Below are 15,962 nucleotides of genomic sequence, written 5' to 3' on the forward strand. Positions count from 1 at the left end.
GGGACTCCGACAATACTCTAATGATTTCTGAAATGAAGAACCACTGGCTACGAAAGATCGCTCAGTGCAGCTGACAAAACCCGTGTTGTTGACGTATTAACTAGCTTACGTCCAACAGTAAGAGCATCGAATCAAAGGTTGTTTCTGTCAGGCGGCGATATTGTCCATTCCCTGCGAATGGAAGGGGTAGTGTTGGAATTGGACGATGTGGTAGTACTTTTGGGCTTATGTCGTCTAATGGCGATCGGATTTCGCAGCGACGAAATTCGGCGGGTGGTAACGGTGGGATAAGAACAATTCAAAATCCATAATTTCAGAGGAATCAACAACAATGGCACCTAATCCAGCAGTTTTTAACCTCTCTGACCTCGACGGGAACAATGGTTTTGCGATCGCAGGCTCTAACTTAATCATCTCGCCTAGGTCAAACTTTAGCAGTGACGGAGACATCAACAGCGACGGTATCGACGACCTGATAATTGGTGGTGCTGACGAAAGCTACGTAGTGTTTGGCAACAGCAATGGCTTTGAAGCTAGCTTCAAACTCTCCGACCTCAACGGCAGCAACGGCTTCGTGATTAGCAGTGGCTATTTAGGCTACTCCGTCAGCATTCCCGGAGACATCAATGGTGATGGCATCGACGACCTAATTATCGGGGCACCAGGTGCCTCTCCCAACGGCAAGATTAATGCTGGGAAAAGCTACGTGGTCTTTGGCAACAGCAATGGCTTTGGAGCCAGCCTCAATCTCTCTTCTCTGGACGGCAGCAACGGCTTCGTAATCAACGGCATTGATCGGCTTAACTACTCAGACTCCCTTGTAAGCAGTGCCGGAGACATCAATGGTGATGGCTTAGACGACCTAATTATCGGGGTAGCTGGTGCCTCTCCCAACGGCAAGTTTTCTGCTGGGAAAAGCTACGTGGTCTTTGGGAGTGACAGAGGCTTGGAAGCTAGCCTTAATCTCTCCGACCTCAACGGCAGCAACGGCTTCGTGATTAACGGCATTGATGAGGGTGACGGCTCCGGCTCCCCCGTTAGCAGTGCCGGGGACTTCAACGGTGACGGCTTCAACGACCTAATTATCGCGGCATCTGGTGCCGACCCCAACGGCAAGTTTTCTGCTGGGGAGAGCTACGTGGTCTTTGGCAGCGGCAGCGGCTTTGGAGCTAGCTTCAATCTCTCCGACCTCAACGGCAGCAACGGCTTCGTGATTAACGGCATTGATGAGCGTAACTACTCAGGAAACTCCGTCAGCAGTGTAGGAGACTTCAACGGTGACGGCTTCGACGACCTGATTATCGGGGCAAGTAGTGCCGGCAAATTCGGTGCTGGGCAGAGCTACGTCGTGTTTGGGAGTGACAGAGGTTTGGGAGCTAGCCTTAATCTCTCCGACCTCAATGGCAGCAACGGCTTCGTGATTAACGGCATTGATGAGGGTGACAACTCAGGCATATCTGTTAGCAATGCGGGGGACTTCAACGGTGACGGCTTCGACGACCTAATTATCGGGGCACAACTTGCCTCCCCCAACGGCAAATTCGCTGCTGGGGAAAGCTACGTGGTGTTTGGCAGCAGCAGCGGCTTTGGAGCTAGCTTCAATCTCTCCGACCTCAACGGCAGCAACGGCTTCGCGATCAACGGCATTGATGTAAATGATCGTTCAGGCTACTCCGTCAGCGGTGTAGGGGATATCAACGGCGATGGCTTTGACGACCTGAGTCTCGGGGCAACTTTTTACTCACGCGTCCAAACCTCTAGGGAGAGATACATCATTTTTGGCTTTGCTACTACTACAGCTCCTAATCAACCTCCAGTCGCAGTTACCGACACTGCGACCACGAACGAAGACACTGCCGTTAACATTTCAGTTTTAACCAATGATAGTGACCCAGATAGCAACCCCTTAACAGTGACAAATGTCAACGGGAGTGCGGTGACTGTTGGCATCCCTGTTACCTTGAGTTCCAGTGCTTTATTAACTCTCAATGCTGATGGCACTTTCACCTACGACCCCAACGCTCAATTTGAAACTTTAGCTGTGGGTCAAACTGGCAGCGATAGCTTCACCTACACAGTTAGCGATGGCAGCTTTACCAGTACAGTTGGCGTTAACCTGACCATCAATGGGGTGAATGATCCACCTAGGCTTGCCTCTGTTTTCAATCTCTCTAACCTCAATGGCAGTAACGGCTTTGCGATTAACGGCATTGATGAGGGTGACGGCTCAGGCTCCCCCGTTAGCAGTGCCAGGGACTTCAACGGTGACGGCTTCGACGACCTAATTATCGGGGCAAGTAATGCCGACCCCAACGGTCAGTTAAATGCTGGGGAGAGCTACGTAGTGTTTGGCAGCAGTAGTGCCTTTGGAACTAGCTTCACCCTCTCGTCCCTAGACGGCAGCAACGGCTTCGTGCTCAACGGCATTGATGAGTTTGACTTCTCAGGCTCCACCGTTAGCAGTGCTGGGGATATTAACGGTGACGGCTTCGATGACCTGATTATTGGGGCACCTTTTGCCTCCTCCAACGGTAAAGACCTTGCCGGAGAAAGTTACGTAGTGTTTGGCAGCAGCAGTGGCTTTGGAGCTAGCCTTAATCTTTCGTCTCTGGACGGCAGTAACGGCTTTGTGCTCAACGGCATTGATGCGTCTGACTTCTCAAGCGGCTCCGTTAACAGTGTCGGCGACATTAACGGTGACGGCTTCGATGACTTGATTATTGGCGCACCTACTGCCTCCCCTAACGGTAAAGAACGTGCTGGGGAAAGTTACGTAGTGTTTGGCGGTAGTAGCTTTGGAGCTAGCCTTAACCTCTCCAACCTCAATGGCAGCAACGGCTTCGTGATTAACGGCATTGATGAGGGTGACAACTCAGGCTCCTCCGTTAGCAGTGTAGGGGACATTAACGGTGACGGCTTCGATGACCTGATTATCGGAGCACCTTCTGCCTCCTTTGATAATGGGGAGAGCTACGTAGTGTTTGGCAGCAGTAGTGGCTTTGGAGCTAACCTCAACCTCTCCGACCTCAACGGCAGCAACGGCTTCACGATCAACGGCATTGATGTGAATTACCGTTCAGGCTCCTCCGTTAGCAATGCCGGAGACTTCAATGGTGATGGCTTCGATGACTTGATTATCGGGGTAAGCAATTACTCCCGCTACGCCAAACCTGAGTACGGAGAAAGCTACGTGGTCTTTGGCAGCGGCAGCGGCTTTGGAACTAGCCTTAACCTCTCCGACCTCAATGGCAGCAACGGCTTCGCTATCAAAGGCATTGATGAGGGTGACAACTCAGGCTCCTCCGTTAGCAGTGCCGGGGATTTCAACGGTGACGGCTTCGATGACTTGATTATTGGGGCAGCTTTTGGCGACCCCAATGGCAAGTTAAATGCTGGGGAGAGCTACTTACTGTTTGGTAGCAGTAGCGGCTTTGGAGCTAGTTTCAATCTCTCCGACCTCAACGGCAGCAATGGCTTCGCTATCAAAGGCATTGATGAGCGTGACTACTCTGGCTCCTCTGTCAGTAGTGCTGGAGACATCAATGGTGACGGCTTTGATGACCTAATTATCGGGGCACCAAATAACTCCCGCTTTGCAACTGGAGCCGGGGAGAGTTACGTCATCTTTGGCTTTGCGACTAAGATTACCACTGTCACTGAGGAAGATACTGCCGTTAACATCCTTGCTAGCACCATTCTAAATAGATATTCTGATGTTGATGGCGATACCTTAAGTATCACTGGCTTTACTAACCCTGCCAACGGCACACTGGCTTTCAACGACAACGGCACTGTTGGCAATCCCAACGACGACTATTTTGTTTACACCCCTAATGCCAACTATAACGATACTGACAGCTTTACTTACACTATTAATGACAGCAATGGCGGTAGCATTACTGGTACTTTTAACCTGACTATCAACCCAGTTAACGATGCACCTATTACAGTGAATGATACTGTTACAGATGCGAAAAATACTGCTGTGAGTATTGAAGCAAAAACCCTGTTGGCTAACGATCGCGACATCGATAGCACCAACCTCAGCATCACTGGTGTCAGCGCTGCAACTCACGGTACTGCGGTGCTGAAAAATAACGGCACTCCCAGCAACTCGGCAGATGATTTTATCGTGTTTACACCAACTTGCGGGTTTAGCGGTGCGGCTAGCTTTAACTACACTATCACTGATGGCCAACTCACCAGCACTGCGAAGGTTACTATCCAAGTGGGCGATCGCTTTTTTGGTGACAACGGCAACGATGTACTCCACGGCACTCCCGGTAATGACTACCTCAATGGTGGTAATGGCAAAGACATCCTCTACGGTGGTAATGGCAAAGATACCCTCTCTGGCGGCAATGGTAACGACCTTTTATCTGGTGGTCTTGGTAGTGATATCCTCACGGGTGGCAATGGTGATGATAAATTTGTCTTCGCTGCTGGAGAAGGTAATGGTATTATTACCGACTTCTGCAAGGGCAACGATTTAATTGGCTTGTCTAATGGTCTGACCTTTAGCCAACTGAGTTTCTGTGGTAACAATATTATCGTGACTACTACTGATGAAATCTTGGCAACGCTGACTGGTATTAACACTAATACCCTGATTGCCTCTAATTTCACAATCGTCTAATATCCAAGTCGGGGAGCGAGGTTTTGCTCCTCTAAAAAACCAATAATTATCTATAGAATCAGCCCTTTCGTCAAACTAATTGTAATCACAAGTCTTTTGGAAGTCATAAGTCATAATAGGCTACCGAGTTAAGATTCTGGATGGCAATGCGATCGCAGACACAAATCTTTGCAACAGATGAATCAGCTATAGGGAGGTACATCTGTTGCACTAATTTCGTGAAATGGTAGGACTTTTCACGCTATGTAGAATTAGAAAAATGATGTGTGCAATTTCAGTATTAAAGCGGAAACAACATCAATTTACTTGATGAAATTCCGCAATTGCCACCAGGACAATTTCAAAACCGCAGTGTAGTCTTTAACTAGAAAAACAGTATTAGGCAATTGCTAGACAAAATGCCGACTATGGCCGCTAAACTTTTATAATATTTGTTGTTCTTATGACTCCAAAACACACCAAAATTAAATTTCCACTTTGGCAGTATCTGAACCAGCCTTTATTTAGTCACGATACTAAATTAGTATTGAATCCCCAACGCTTTGCATTGATCTGGCGGCTTCGACTTCTAGAACGCTGTTGGGCTAAAGAATGTGATGCCAAAGGACCCCAACAGCATTAGCTACCTGAAAAGCCTCAAACTAAGCCTCGTCTACAGAACGAGGCTTTTTGCCGTCAAGTAAAGCACTGACAGTCATATCTCCCATAACATTAATCGCGGTGCGGCAGCGATCCAAAAACCAGTCTATGGTAACCAGCAAAGCAATGTACTGGGTAGGTAAGCCTACAGAAGTGAACACTAGTGTCATTGTTACTAGTCCAGCATTAGGAATATTCGCCGCACCTACAGATGCAAAAATCGAGGTCAGAATGACAATTAACTGCTGTCCTAGAGTCAGATGTTGCCCAATTAGTTGGGAAATATACAACGCAGACATTGCTTCATAAAGGGCAGTGCCATCATTATTAAAATTTGCCCCGACTAATGCCCCCAAAGCAGCAGAAGATTCTCTTAAACCAACTTTTGTTTGCAAAACCTCAAAAGTTACGGGCATTGCCGCCGCAGAGGAAGAAGTTGAAAAAGCTGTTAAAAAGGCATCAGATCCGCCAGCTAGGAATTTTAGCGGGGGTACCCAAGAACCAAATTTTACTCTAGTAAGGTAATAGCACGCCTGCAATGCCAATGCTAACAGCACCGCCAGAATAAATGCACCCAAAGATTTAAACGGTGTAAATCCCTGCATAGCAACTGTTTTAGCAACAATCCCAAAAACGGCGAAAGGCACTAAGGCTATTACCCAGTTGAGGACGCGGACTACCGCTTCGAATAAAATCCCGATGACATCTTCTATTGGTTGGTATCCTTTTTTCCCTTGGGCAATTTGTTCAGATTTTAATCCCCGCAGGACGATGCCAAAACTTAGGGCAATAACAATTAGTTGAATAACATTATTATCAACTAATGGCTTGAGGACAGCTTCCGGTACAGCATCTTTGAGTATTCCCCAAGGGTCAAGACTCTGAGTAGTTATTTGTGTAGTTGTTGAGGTAGCTACATTGCCCCAAGTTCCTGGACGCAGCACATTTGCTACGAAAAGTCCTACTAAAATAGCTACTGTAGTGTTAGTCAAAAGTAGCACCGCCAGCCGCCGTCCGGCTGTACCGGGGATATTGGTAGTCATTAAGGTATGCAGCACCGCTACCAGAATTAGAGGCGTAGCTAGGGCGCGGAGAGCCTTTAGCACCAACTCAGCCGGAATTGCTAAATTGTTAATTAAAGTGGCATTGCTGGGATTGGGATTTCCCGCACCAAGGGCAATTCCAACGCTGACTGCGGCTACTAAGGCGATGAGAATTTGCAATGTGAGAGGGATACGCTGCCACCAAGGGCTAGCTTTGGTTTCAGGCGAAGTAGTACTCTCTGTTTCACTCATTAGTTAGATGCTGATGAACTGCTGTAACTATTAAAACAACACTGATGACAGTGACAATTTCGGAAAAAGAACAGCTTTAATTTTAGGTAAAAACTGCTAATGTAATATTCCGTTGCTTTGCAAAATCCGGCTTGAAAGGGTATACCACAAGGTAGGCCCCTAAAGATATTTTGGCTTGTGGTTGGAGATGCTTATGTCCTTTGTGCCTTTACATATTCACAGTGACTACAGTCTATTAGATGGGGCAAGTCAGCTACCAGAGTTGGTAGATCAAGCGATCGCACTGGGGATGAAAGCGATCGCCCTTACCGATCATGGTGTCATGTATGGAGCCGTTGAACTGATCAAAATCTGCCGTAGTCAAAATATTAAGCCGATTATCGGCAATGAAATGTATGTAATTAATGGTGATATCGAGAAACAAGAACGTCGCCCCAAATATCATCAAGTCGTTTTAGCTAAAAATACCAAAGGTTACAAAAATTTAGTCAAATTAACTACAATTTCTCATCTTCAAGGTGTTCAAGGCAAAGGAATCTTTTCACGTCCTTGTATTAATAAAGATTTACTAAAACAATACCATGAAGGCTTGATTGTCACCAGTGCTTGCTTGGGTGGAGAAGTTCCCCAAGCGATTCTCAGTAATAGACCAGATGCAGCCCGGAAAGTTGCACAGTGGTATAAAGATGTATTTGGTGATGATTATTATCTAGAAATTCAAGACCACGGCTCCCAAGAAGACCGAATAGTGAATGTTGAAATAGTTAAAATTGCTAGAGAACTAGGCATTAAAATTATTGCTACTAATGATTCACATTTTATTTCTTGTTTCGACGTTGAAGCCCACGACGCTTTGCTATGTATTCAAACTGGCAAGCTAATTATTGAAGATAAGCGGATGCGTTATAGCGGCACAGAGTATCTCAAATCTGGTGAAGAGATGCGGCAGCTATTTCGTGACCATTTGCCGGATGATGTGATTTCTGAAGCTGTAGCCACTACTGAAGAAGTCGCTGATAAAGTCGAGCCTTACCATATCATGGGTGAGCCTCAGATACCTACACCCCCCATTCCCTCCGGTCATACTGCTGACACTTACGCCGAAGATGTTGCATGGAACGGACTTTTAGAACGATTAAATCGCAAATCTCGCCAGGAAGTTGATTCCGTCTATAAAGAAAGATTGGAATACGAACTGAAAATGATTCAGCAGATGGGTTTTTCCAAATACTTTTTAGTTGTATGGGACTACATTAAATTTGCTAGAGATAATAATATTCCTGTCGGGCCAGGTCGGGGTTCGGCGGCTGGTTCGTTAGTTGCTTATGCAATGCGAATTACTAATATTGATCCTGTGCATCATGGGCTACTATTTGAACGTTTTTTGAACCCCGAACGGAAATCCATGCCTGATATTGATACGGATTTCTGTATTGAACAACGGGATAAAGTTATTGAATATGTCACTGAGAAATACGGTGCAGATAGAGTTGCCCAAATCATTACTTTTAACCGTCTAACTTCTAAGGCAGTTTTGAAAGATGTCGCCAGAGTATTGAATATTCCCTACGGGGAAGCTGACAAAATGGCGAAATTAATTCCTGTAGTGCGAGGGAAACCAACAAAACTCAAGGTGATGGTTTCCGATAAAACTCCAGAACCAGAGTTTAAAGAAAAATATGATAAAGAACCCCATGTTCGCCATTGGCTTGATATGGCGATGCGAATTGAAGGAACTAACAAAACCTTTGGTGTTCATGCAGCCGGGGTGGTAATTTCAGACGAACCACTTGATGAAATTGTGCCGCTACAGAAAAATAATGATGGTTCTGTGATTACCCAGTATTTCATGGAAGATCTCGAATCAATGGGTTTGTTAAAAATGGATTTTCTGGGTTTGCGGAACCTGACGCTGATTCAAAAGACCGTTGATTTGATTCAAGAAACGAGAGGATATCGGGTTGATCCTGATGAAATTCCGCGCCAGGAAAGAAAAGCCCAAAAGATATTAGCTAAAGGTGAACATAGCAGTTTACCTAAAGATGTACAAAAAACTTATGAATTATTAGAAGCAGGTGAGTTAGAAGGGATATTTCAATTAGAATCTTCGGGAATGCGTCAGATAGTGCGAGATTTGAAGCCTTCTAATATAGAAGATATTTCTTCAATTTTGGCACTTTATCGACCGGGGCCATTAGATGCGGGGCTGATTCCTAAGTTTATTAACCGCAAACATGGTCGAGAAAACATTGATTATCAACACACTGTTTTAGAACCAATATTAGACGAAACTTATGGAATTATGGTCTATCAAGAGCAAATCATGAAAATTGCTCAGGATATGGCTGGATATTCTTTAGGACAAGCTGACTTGCTGCGTCGGGCGATGGGTAAAAAGAAAGTTTCTGAGATGCAAAAGCAGCGAGAAAAATTCGTGGATGGCGCAGCAAAAAATGGTGTTCCGAAAAAAGTTGCGGATGAGTTATTTGAGCAAATGTTGAAGTTTGCTGAATATTGTTTAAGCTATGAAACGGAAATATTGACAGTAGAATATGGATTATTACCGATTGGTAAAATTGTAGAAAAGCGCATCGAATGTACTGTTTATAGCGTTGATAATAATGGAAATATTTATACACAACCTGTAGCACAATGGCACGATCGCGGAGAACAAGAGGTGTTTGAGTATTGTTTGGAAGATGGTTCATTGATTCGGGCAACAAAAGACCATAAGTTTATGACTGTTGATGGTCAAATGTTGCCAATTGATGAAATATTTGAACGTGAATTGGATTTGATGCGGGTTGATAATTTGCCGAATTGAGAAAAGGGATAGTGAGAAATCGGAATTTTCTACTTGTTATATAAATGAGAGTTCACGGTACAATAAAAATTCGCAGCTTGGCAATCGTCATTGATAAAGAGGACGATATGTATAGCTGATTGTCCCAAAGTTGGTACGATTCAGCAGAGAGACACAATCGAACAGGTAATTGCTGGTTTGAGAGAAGCGACACAGCTTTACTTTAAGGAATCCTCTACCTAATTATTATGCCTATAGGCTAGAAGCATCAGGCTGCACTTAGTGACATGATCAAAGGAGGTCATGTTTTGATGTTGTCCTATGAAGATATTGGTGCTGAATGCCGGATCGAGTACCCAAAAAAGTTGTCTGTACGAGATTGCAGATGAGGCTTTCTCCACCCAAGCATCTCAACCCCTTTGGGAAGGGAAAATCAACTGGACTCAAGATCGCGGTGTGGCAGAAATTGAGGTGAAAACTGCTACAGGTGCAACACTGCAAGAATCAATTTCTGATGATTCTCCACAGGCACACCTCGCTTATATGCTCAATACACTTAGTGATGGGGATACCAAGGTAATTGATCGGTTGTCAGAAATTGATGTGGTGGGGCATCGGATAGTACATGGCGGAGAGGATTATCGAGATAGCGTGGTAATTACGGAGGATGTTAAAAAGGCGATCGCTAGCTTATCTAACCTCGCTCCAGCACATAATCCAGTAGCTTTGTCAGGTATAGAAGCAATTGAAAAAATTTTAAAAGATGTCACTCAGATAGCAGTATTTGATACCGGGTTTCATGCCACTATCCCGGATGCAGCAGCAATCTACCCCGGCCCATATCAGTGGGTAGAGCAAGGTATTCGCCGCTATGGGTTTCATGGTATCAGTCACCAATACTGTTCTCAACGTGCTGCCCAAATTCTCGGTCAAGATGTTGCATCTGGGCGGTTAATTACCTGTCATCTGGGTAATGGCTGCTCTTTGGCGGCGATTAAAAACGGTCGCAGCATTGATACCACAATGGGATTCACGCCCCTAGAAGGATTAATGATGGGTAGTCGTTCTGGTTCAGTTGATCCGGGGATTCTGATTTATCTGTTGCGGTACTGTGATTACTCTGTCGAAAAGTTGGATGAGATATTAAATAAAGCTTCTGGGTTAAAGGGAATTTCGGGTGTATCTAGTGATATGCGTGAGGTGAGAAAAGCGATCGCTCAAGGTAATTCCCGCGCTCAACTCGCTTGGGATATCTACGTGCATCGTCTACGTTCTGGTATCGGTGCAATGGTTACCAGTTTGGGCGGATTAGATGCTTTGGTGTTTACAGCAGGCGTAGGTGAACACTCTGCGGAAATTCGCCAAGCCGCCTGTGAAGCCTTCGGTTTTTTGGGATTGAAACTTGATCTTCAGAAAAATCAACAGAAGCCAGTGGATGAAGATATTGCTACAAATGACTCAGCAGTACGGGTATTAGTTATTCATACTCAAGAAGATTGGGCGATCGCTCAACATTGTTGGCAAATATTGAAAAACTAAAAATTCTCAAAAAGCTAACTTCTTGTAAGAGTTGGCTAAACTAGCTTCGTTTAAGAGTTTCCTTTTAAGAATTTGTAGAAGAGTTCTGCATTATGCTTAATCTAGGTTTAATAGTAACCGACGTAGGATCAGTTTTCCAACTCGTGGCCTTATAAAATTTAAAATATACTCTGTAAGTTTTGGGGCGATAAGTGACAATAATGACAAGAATAATGCATTAACATCTCTAAAGCTATGAATAGCACCAACAACAAAAATAGGGATAATGCAAATCAGCGTCCATGCCAACCAATTTATAAATTTAGAGTTGATTGAAGTACGTCTTTGAAGCTGATTTATAAGTACATAGCGAGTAGTAGCAAATAGTATAGTGAAGCTTATCAAAGCAAATATTGATAGTATTGCATTTGCTGTATATAAACTGGAGACAACCAAACCAGCAGGAAACAGCGAAGCTATCTCCCAAACTAGCAGATTTAGTTTAGTCCGAAAACAACTTAGTATTTCTTCTGTTAGCCAATAATGAGCAGAAATAATTGTGGAACAGTTGGAATTTTGCATAAAATCCAACTTGATTTTGTGGAATATATCACCATGAATAAGGACAGTGCTTTGCAAAATAATATCTTTCTCTTTATAAGCATTTGAAGCTAATTCAGGCTGCTCATAGTAAGAATTAAAGGTGAGTCCAGACTGTAAACTTGCTTTCCCCGGTGCGGTTTTACTCAGAAAATATTTTAGAATATTGACTATAACAGTAACGTAAAAAAAATCACTAACTTCTTTTTCAGTAACTTCTTTTTTATTTGCGAAAACAACATTATTGCCGAAACAGGCGTAATACCAAAGAGGAATTATCACTTTTGGCGGAATGTATAGAGAAACACCAGTTTTTTGTGCTTGCTGAATCTGTTCTACAACTGTCTCATTTAGATAAAAACTACACTGCGATCGCTCAACCTTAAGTTGAAAGCGATCGCCTTGAGGAACTTGTAAAAATAGAGAGAGTACAACATCACCTTGGTTGTCTGTTTTTGTTATGTTGGCGTTCATTATCGAGATAAATTTGCGATACCCTGTACCAAACTAATCAAAAAACTAAATGTTCCACGCCACTGCTTTTCTCCAGAAATAACTCCTTGATTATGTGTATTAATGATTAGATTTTTAGCGTCTTCAGATAAACTAAAGAGTTCTTTATGGTAACGAGTAATAATATCTCCATCTAACTGCATGACAGTTTGAGCAAAAATAATATCAGTTTTAGTACTTGTCACGTTACCACCATCAAGTGCAGCTTTAAGTTCATACATTTTACGCAGGGTACGAACAAATTTATCATTATTTAAAAGTCTTTGAATCTCTTTAAAAGTTTCAATCCAATCTTCTTGATTGTTTCCGTCTTTGTCATCAAGAATAGGTGTTGGAGCAGGTAGTATTGGTTGAGCTAGCTTAACATTCTCCTGATCGGCTTCGACTAGGTTTGGTTGATGCTTCTTCGCATATTCAAGCCTCTGGCGATATCGTTTTACTCGCTCATCCTGTGGATTATAAAAATCTGAACCTTCTTCAAGAAGAAGGTAAAAATATTCTCTTTCTATTTGGTTAAATAAACTTCTATAACGCTTATGCAGTTCTTGAGCTTGAGAACCTTCTTCTGGAATACCTTTTGCCTCAAAGTAGTCTGGATCGTGTATAGAATAAATTTCTTGATATGCCTCCCAAGCATTAAACTTTGAAGCATTAATTCTATCTACAACCATCGTATTTACTTCTAAGGCTGTGATGTCAGAAACTAATGTCTGTACAGAAGATACTAAATTGTTTAACAAGACTCTAGCTTGGTTTTGAATATCTTGAGGTTGAGCAACATTTCGGTCTTTAGTTTGAATATTATTAGACATAGTTTCACCCTCTCACAGTTCTGGCTGTAGCATTGTATGAATAGCTAGATACAAGCAAATAAACCTAACGATTTTGCTAGGTTTCGGTAGCTACTTTAGCTTAAATGGGTAATTAACAAAGAATGCTTAAAGTTCTGACTTTTTGTGATTTTTCACGATTTCCATAAAAAAACCATACAATTTTTCGACACTTTCTATATTCTTGTGAATGATCTCCCGACCATCTCTAATTTGAGTCAAATGAAATTCGCGAATTTCTTTATAGGGCCCACTATCAGTAAATTGACTACCAATCTCATTTTGGATATCACCACTAACAAGATTAATTCGGGTATATATTCTATTACCTGGTTTGGCTGCTTCTATGTCATTTTGTTGCTGATCGGATGACTCTGCTACCCAAGTAGTAATTTTTAAATCAATAGATTCAACTATTACTGTTTTGATGGCATCAATAATTTCATTAACATCCAGTCCTTTTTTATCGGCATTAAGATTAGTTACTATTGTTTTAAAATCACTATTTTTTGCCTGAATGGATAGACTATTATTTTCCAAGTTGTTCGTAACTACAGTATCTAGCATAAGATTAAGGACACAACAGGTCTAATTGCGAACAAAACTTTATTCTAAATGATGTTCTAAATCTTACTACTGTTACTTAACAAAACTCAGTAATATCAAAGGAACTTAATAATTTAAGAATTTGTTGCTTAAGAAAAGCAAAGCTAGGATTTTTAGCAGGTAATTTCATCTCAAAAAAGAAAATAATTTATTTAGATTTTGCAAATAAGAAAGCATAAATCATACTCTATTACTCAGTAGTTTTTGTATAAAGTAATACTATTATTACTAGTTTGTGGTTATACCTGTTTTCAGCTTCTCTTGAGGTAAAGATAGACTGCTATAGTAGCCGCTTAATGGATACCCTCTTGTGACAATATAGCTGAGTAATTATACAAGAAGTATATTATATATAATGAATTGCTTCTGCCTGATAAAAGAAGAAAAATATGTTGTTGCAGCGTAAAGCCATTGCTACACCTTTTATAATTTGTGTGTCTATTTTAGGAATTGGCTTGATTCAATTTCCTCAATTGCAAACACTGATAGATAGAAAACAATCTGCCTCTTTAGAGACTCTGGAAAAAGAAATAACGTCAGAACATCTCCGTTTGAATTTTCTCAAAAAAATGCCTAGTTTTGGTTATGAAAATTTAATCGCAGATTTGGTATATCTCAATTTCTTACAGTACTTCGGAGATGATGAAGTTCGGGATAAAACAGGTTACAGTTTAAGTCCAGAATATTTTGAAGTAATTTTAGAACGTGACCCACGATTTTTAGCAGCGTATCGGAGTCTTTCTATCAGTACTTCATTGTATGCTGCTATGCCAGAACGCACGATCGCACTATCAGAGAAAGGCTTAAAATCACTATCTCCCTTTGTTCCCGAAAAATCTTATTACGTATGGCGTTACAAAGGAATTGATGAGTTATTATTTTTAGGAAACGCTAAAGCTGCCCAAAAGTCTTTCGCAACGGCGGCAAACTGGGCTAGCAATCTTTCAGATACAGAAAGTCAAACTATAGGAAATATTTCCCGAAAAACTGCGGAATTTTTGGGTCGAAATCCTAATAGCAAATATGCTCAAATTGCTACCTGGGCAATAATTTTAAATAGTCAAGTTGATGATAGAACTCGGAAACGAGCAATTAGGGAAATTGAAGCTTTAGGAGGAAAAGTATTTACAACTTCTGAAGGTAGTAATAAAATTCTCTTTCCACCAAAAGATTAAGTTGATATTCATAGATTTTTGTTAGTAATAAAAAATGTAAAAATGTTGTCTTCTCGATATGCTTTGGAAATAAAAGTAACATTTGCAATATTATTAGGAGCAATAATGATCTCAATACAATTGGCAGAATCTGACTTGAAAATATTAGGGTGTTTTCCTGTTATGTCCCAGTTACGTCCTCACATTGAGCAAGGTAAGTTTATAGAACAAGTTAGATATCAAATGAAAGAAGGATATCAAATTGCATTATTGGAACTAGATGAACAAGCTGTAGCAGTGGCTGGATTTCGTATCTCTACGTGTTTAGCGCTGGGAAAGTTTTTATATATTGATGACTTAGTTGTTGATGAGTTGAAGCGGTCACAAGGTTATGGTAAACAGTTATTTCAATGGCTAATTGAATATGCAAGAAATCATGGCTGCGAACACCTCAGCCTTGATTCTGGCGTTCAGCGATTTGCAGCTCACAGGTTTTATCTCACGGAGCGTATGAGCATTACAAGCCATCACTTTGGAATACAGTTGTAGCGACAAGCAATCTGGTTGTGAAAAATGATATTTTTTGGTACAATGGCAAATTAATTCACTCCCAAACTTTAGAGTTAGACATTAACGATCCAGGGTTGCTTTATGGGGCGACTGTTTTTACAACGTTGCGGGTTTATGAGAACTCATTAGATAGTAATTTAACTAATTGGCAAGCACACTGCGATCGCTTACTTTTCTCAATCCAAACTTTTGCTTGGCAGCAACCCGATTGGAACCGTCTGCGTCAAGGTGCCCAAATTCTTCTCGCACACTTCCCCGTTCTCAGAATTACCCTTTTTCCCGATGGACGGGAATGGATAACTGGCAGATTCCTACCACAAGATTTGACAGAAAAACAAAATAATGGTGTATTATGCGCCGTTGCCAGCTCGGAATTTTATCGTTCTCTCCCCTCTCATAAAACTGGAAACTATTTGAGTGCTTGGTTGGCAAAAACTAGCTTAGATGCTCAAGAAGCAATATTAGTCGATGCTCAAGGAAATTGGCTAGAAACCAGTACAGGCAACCTTTGGGGATGGTGCGATCGCACTTGGTACACACCACCAATAAAGGCAGGGATTTTACCCGGAATTTTGCGATCGCAACTTGTAAACTGGTTGCAAAACCACCAACAGCCAGTGCGGGAAGAACCTTGGAATGGGGAGCTAGTGCAGAGGTTTGAAGCGATCGCCTACACTAATAGTGTGGTAGAAATTATTCCCATCCATACCGTTCATCTGCCTTCAGGGTCGCTACAATGTAATCCCTACCATCATAGTTTTCAGCTAATGAGGGAGCTTTTTTTAGCATGACAACCAC

The 15,962-nt window shown here is 42.2% G+C and carries 12 protein-coding genes; 8 read left to right on the forward strand and 4 right to left on the reverse strand.

Annotated features, from left to right (window positions below):
• Positions 1-138: 138 nt before the first annotated feature.
• From NPUN_RS42125 to NPUN_RS24600, 3 genes are all read left to right on the forward strand, one after another.
• On the forward strand, positions 139-291 hold the full coding sequence (locus NPUN_RS42125; RefSeq protein WP_012411170.1) for a hypothetical protein: 153 nt from the start codon (positions 139-141) through the stop codon (positions 289-291).
• Positions 292-331: 40 nt separating this feature from the next.
• Positions 332-4,636, forward strand: a complete 4,305-nt coding sequence (locus NPUN_RS24595; RefSeq protein ID WP_012411171.1) for a beta strand repeat-containing protein — start codon at positions 332-334, stop codon at positions 4,634-4,636.
• Positions 4,637-5,078: 442 nt separating this feature from the next.
• Positions 5,079-5,258 (forward strand): hypothetical protein, encoded by a 180-nt coding sequence (locus NPUN_RS24600; RefSeq protein WP_012411172.1) that lies wholly within the window; start codon positions 5,079-5,081, stop codon positions 5,256-5,258.
• Between the two features lie 19 nt (positions 5,259-5,277).
• On the opposite strand, the gene NPUN_RS24605 is transcribed toward NPUN_RS24600, so the two are convergent.
• The gene (locus NPUN_RS24605) at positions 5,278-6,570 is read right to left on the reverse strand and encodes a dicarboxylate/amino acid:cation symporter (RefSeq protein WP_012411173.1); all 1,293 of its coding nucleotides are present in this window, start codon (positions 6,568-6,570) and stop codon (positions 5,278-5,280) included.
• A 193-nt stretch (positions 6,571-6,763) separates the two neighbouring features.
• Here NPUN_RS24605 and NPUN_RS24610 point away from each other — a divergent pair, with 193 nt between their 5' ends.
• Together NPUN_RS24610 and NPUN_RS24615 are read left to right on the forward strand one after the other, a co-directional pair.
• Complete coding sequence (locus NPUN_RS24610; protein WP_012411174.1) at positions 6,764-9,394, forward strand: trans-splicing intein-formed DNA polymerase III subunit alpha N-terminal partner DnaE-N; 2,631 nt, start codon at positions 6,764-6,766, stop codon at positions 9,392-9,394.
• A gap of 300 nt (positions 9,395-9,694) precedes the next feature.
• Complete coding sequence (locus NPUN_RS24615) at positions 9,695-10,912, forward strand: acetate kinase (protein WP_012411176.1); 1,218 nt, start codon at positions 9,695-9,697, stop codon at positions 10,910-10,912.
• A 96-nt stretch (positions 10,913-11,008) separates the two neighbouring features.
• Here the strand turns inward: NPUN_RS24615 and NPUN_RS24620 are convergent, their stop codons facing one another.
• The 3 genes from NPUN_RS24620 to NPUN_RS24630 all read right to left on the reverse strand — a co-directional run bounded on the left by NPUN_RS24620 (position 11,009) and on the right by NPUN_RS24630 (position 13,401).
• A complete protein-coding gene (locus NPUN_RS24620) occupies positions 11,009-11,965 on the reverse strand; it encodes a hypothetical protein (protein ID WP_012411177.1) in 957 nt (318 codons plus the stop codon).
• The gene (locus tag NPUN_RS24625; protein WP_012411178.1) at positions 11,965-12,816 is read right to left on the reverse strand and encodes a hypothetical protein; all 852 of its coding nucleotides are present in this window, start codon (positions 12,814-12,816) and stop codon (positions 11,965-11,967) included. The genes NPUN_RS24620 and NPUN_RS24625 overlap by 1 nt, the downstream gene beginning before the upstream one ends.
• A gap of 126 nt (positions 12,817-12,942) precedes the next feature.
• On the reverse strand, positions 12,943-13,401 hold the full coding sequence (locus tag NPUN_RS24630; RefSeq protein WP_012411179.1) for a hypothetical protein: 459 nt from the start codon (positions 13,399-13,401) through the stop codon (positions 12,943-12,945).
• A gap of 428 nt (positions 13,402-13,829) precedes the next feature.
• On the opposite strand from NPUN_RS24630, the gene NPUN_RS24635 reads away from it, so the two are divergent.
• The 3 genes from NPUN_RS24635 (at position 13,830) to NPUN_RS24645 (ending at position 15,955) form a co-directional block, all read left to right on the forward strand.
• Complete coding sequence (locus tag NPUN_RS24635; RefSeq protein WP_012411180.1) at positions 13,830-14,615, forward strand: hypothetical protein; 786 nt, start codon at positions 13,830-13,832, stop codon at positions 14,613-14,615.
• A 105-nt stretch (positions 14,616-14,720) separates the two neighbouring features.
• Complete coding sequence (locus NPUN_RS24640; RefSeq protein WP_012411181.1) at positions 14,721-15,143, forward strand: GNAT family N-acetyltransferase; 423 nt, start codon at positions 14,721-14,723, stop codon at positions 15,141-15,143.
• 17 nt (positions 15,144-15,160) lie between these two features.
• Positions 15,161-15,955 carry an aminotransferase class IV gene (locus NPUN_RS24645; RefSeq protein ID WP_012411182.1) on the forward strand — a complete coding sequence of 265 codons (795 nt, stop codon included), beginning with the start codon at positions 15,161-15,163 and terminating at the stop codon, positions 15,953-15,955.
• Positions 15,956-15,962 lie beyond the last annotated feature (7 nt).

The organism is Nostoc punctiforme PCC 73102, assembly GCF_000020025.1.
Lineage (GTDB): Bacteria > Cyanobacteriota > Cyanobacteriia > Cyanobacteriales > Nostocaceae > Nostoc > Nostoc punctiforme.

What these genes read in the sequence shown, in the direction of transcription:
- NPUN_RS24640 (WP_012411181.1), top strand. Translation starts at nt 14,721, where the DNA reads ATGATCTCAATACAATTGGCAGAATCTGACTTGAAAATATTAGGGTGT.
- NPUN_RS24620 (WP_012411177.1), bottom strand. Translation starts at nt 11,965, where the DNA reads ATGAACGCCAACATAACAAAAACAGACAACCAAGGTGATGTTGTACTC.
- NPUN_RS24630 (WP_012411179.1), bottom strand. Translation starts at nt 13,401, where the DNA reads ATGCTAGATACTGTAGTTACGAACAACTTGGAAAATAATAGTCTATCC.
- NPUN_RS24635 (WP_012411180.1), top strand. Translation starts at nt 13,830, where the DNA reads ATGTTGTTGCAGCGTAAAGCCATTGCTACACCTTTTATAATTTGTGTG.
- NPUN_RS24625 (WP_012411178.1), bottom strand. Translation starts at nt 12,816, where the DNA reads ATGTCTAATAATATTCAAACTAAAGACCGAAATGTTGCTCAACCTCAA.
- NPUN_RS24595 (WP_012411171.1), top strand. Translation starts at nt 332, where the DNA reads ATGGCACCTAATCCAGCAGTTTTTAACCTCTCTGACCTCGACGGGAAC.
- NPUN_RS24605 (WP_012411173.1), bottom strand. Translation starts at nt 6,570, where the DNA reads ATGAGTGAAACAGAGAGTACTACTTCGCCTGAAACCAAAGCTAGCCCT.
- NPUN_RS24615 (WP_012411176.1), top strand. Translation starts at nt 9,695, where the DNA reads ATGAAGATATTGGTGCTGAATGCCGGATCGAGTACCCAAAAAAGTTGT.
- NPUN_RS24600 (WP_012411172.1), top strand. Translation starts at nt 5,079, where the DNA reads ATGACTCCAAAACACACCAAAATTAAATTTCCACTTTGGCAGTATCTG.
- NPUN_RS24610 (WP_012411174.1), top strand. Translation starts at nt 6,764, where the DNA reads ATGTCCTTTGTGCCTTTACATATTCACAGTGACTACAGTCTATTAGAT.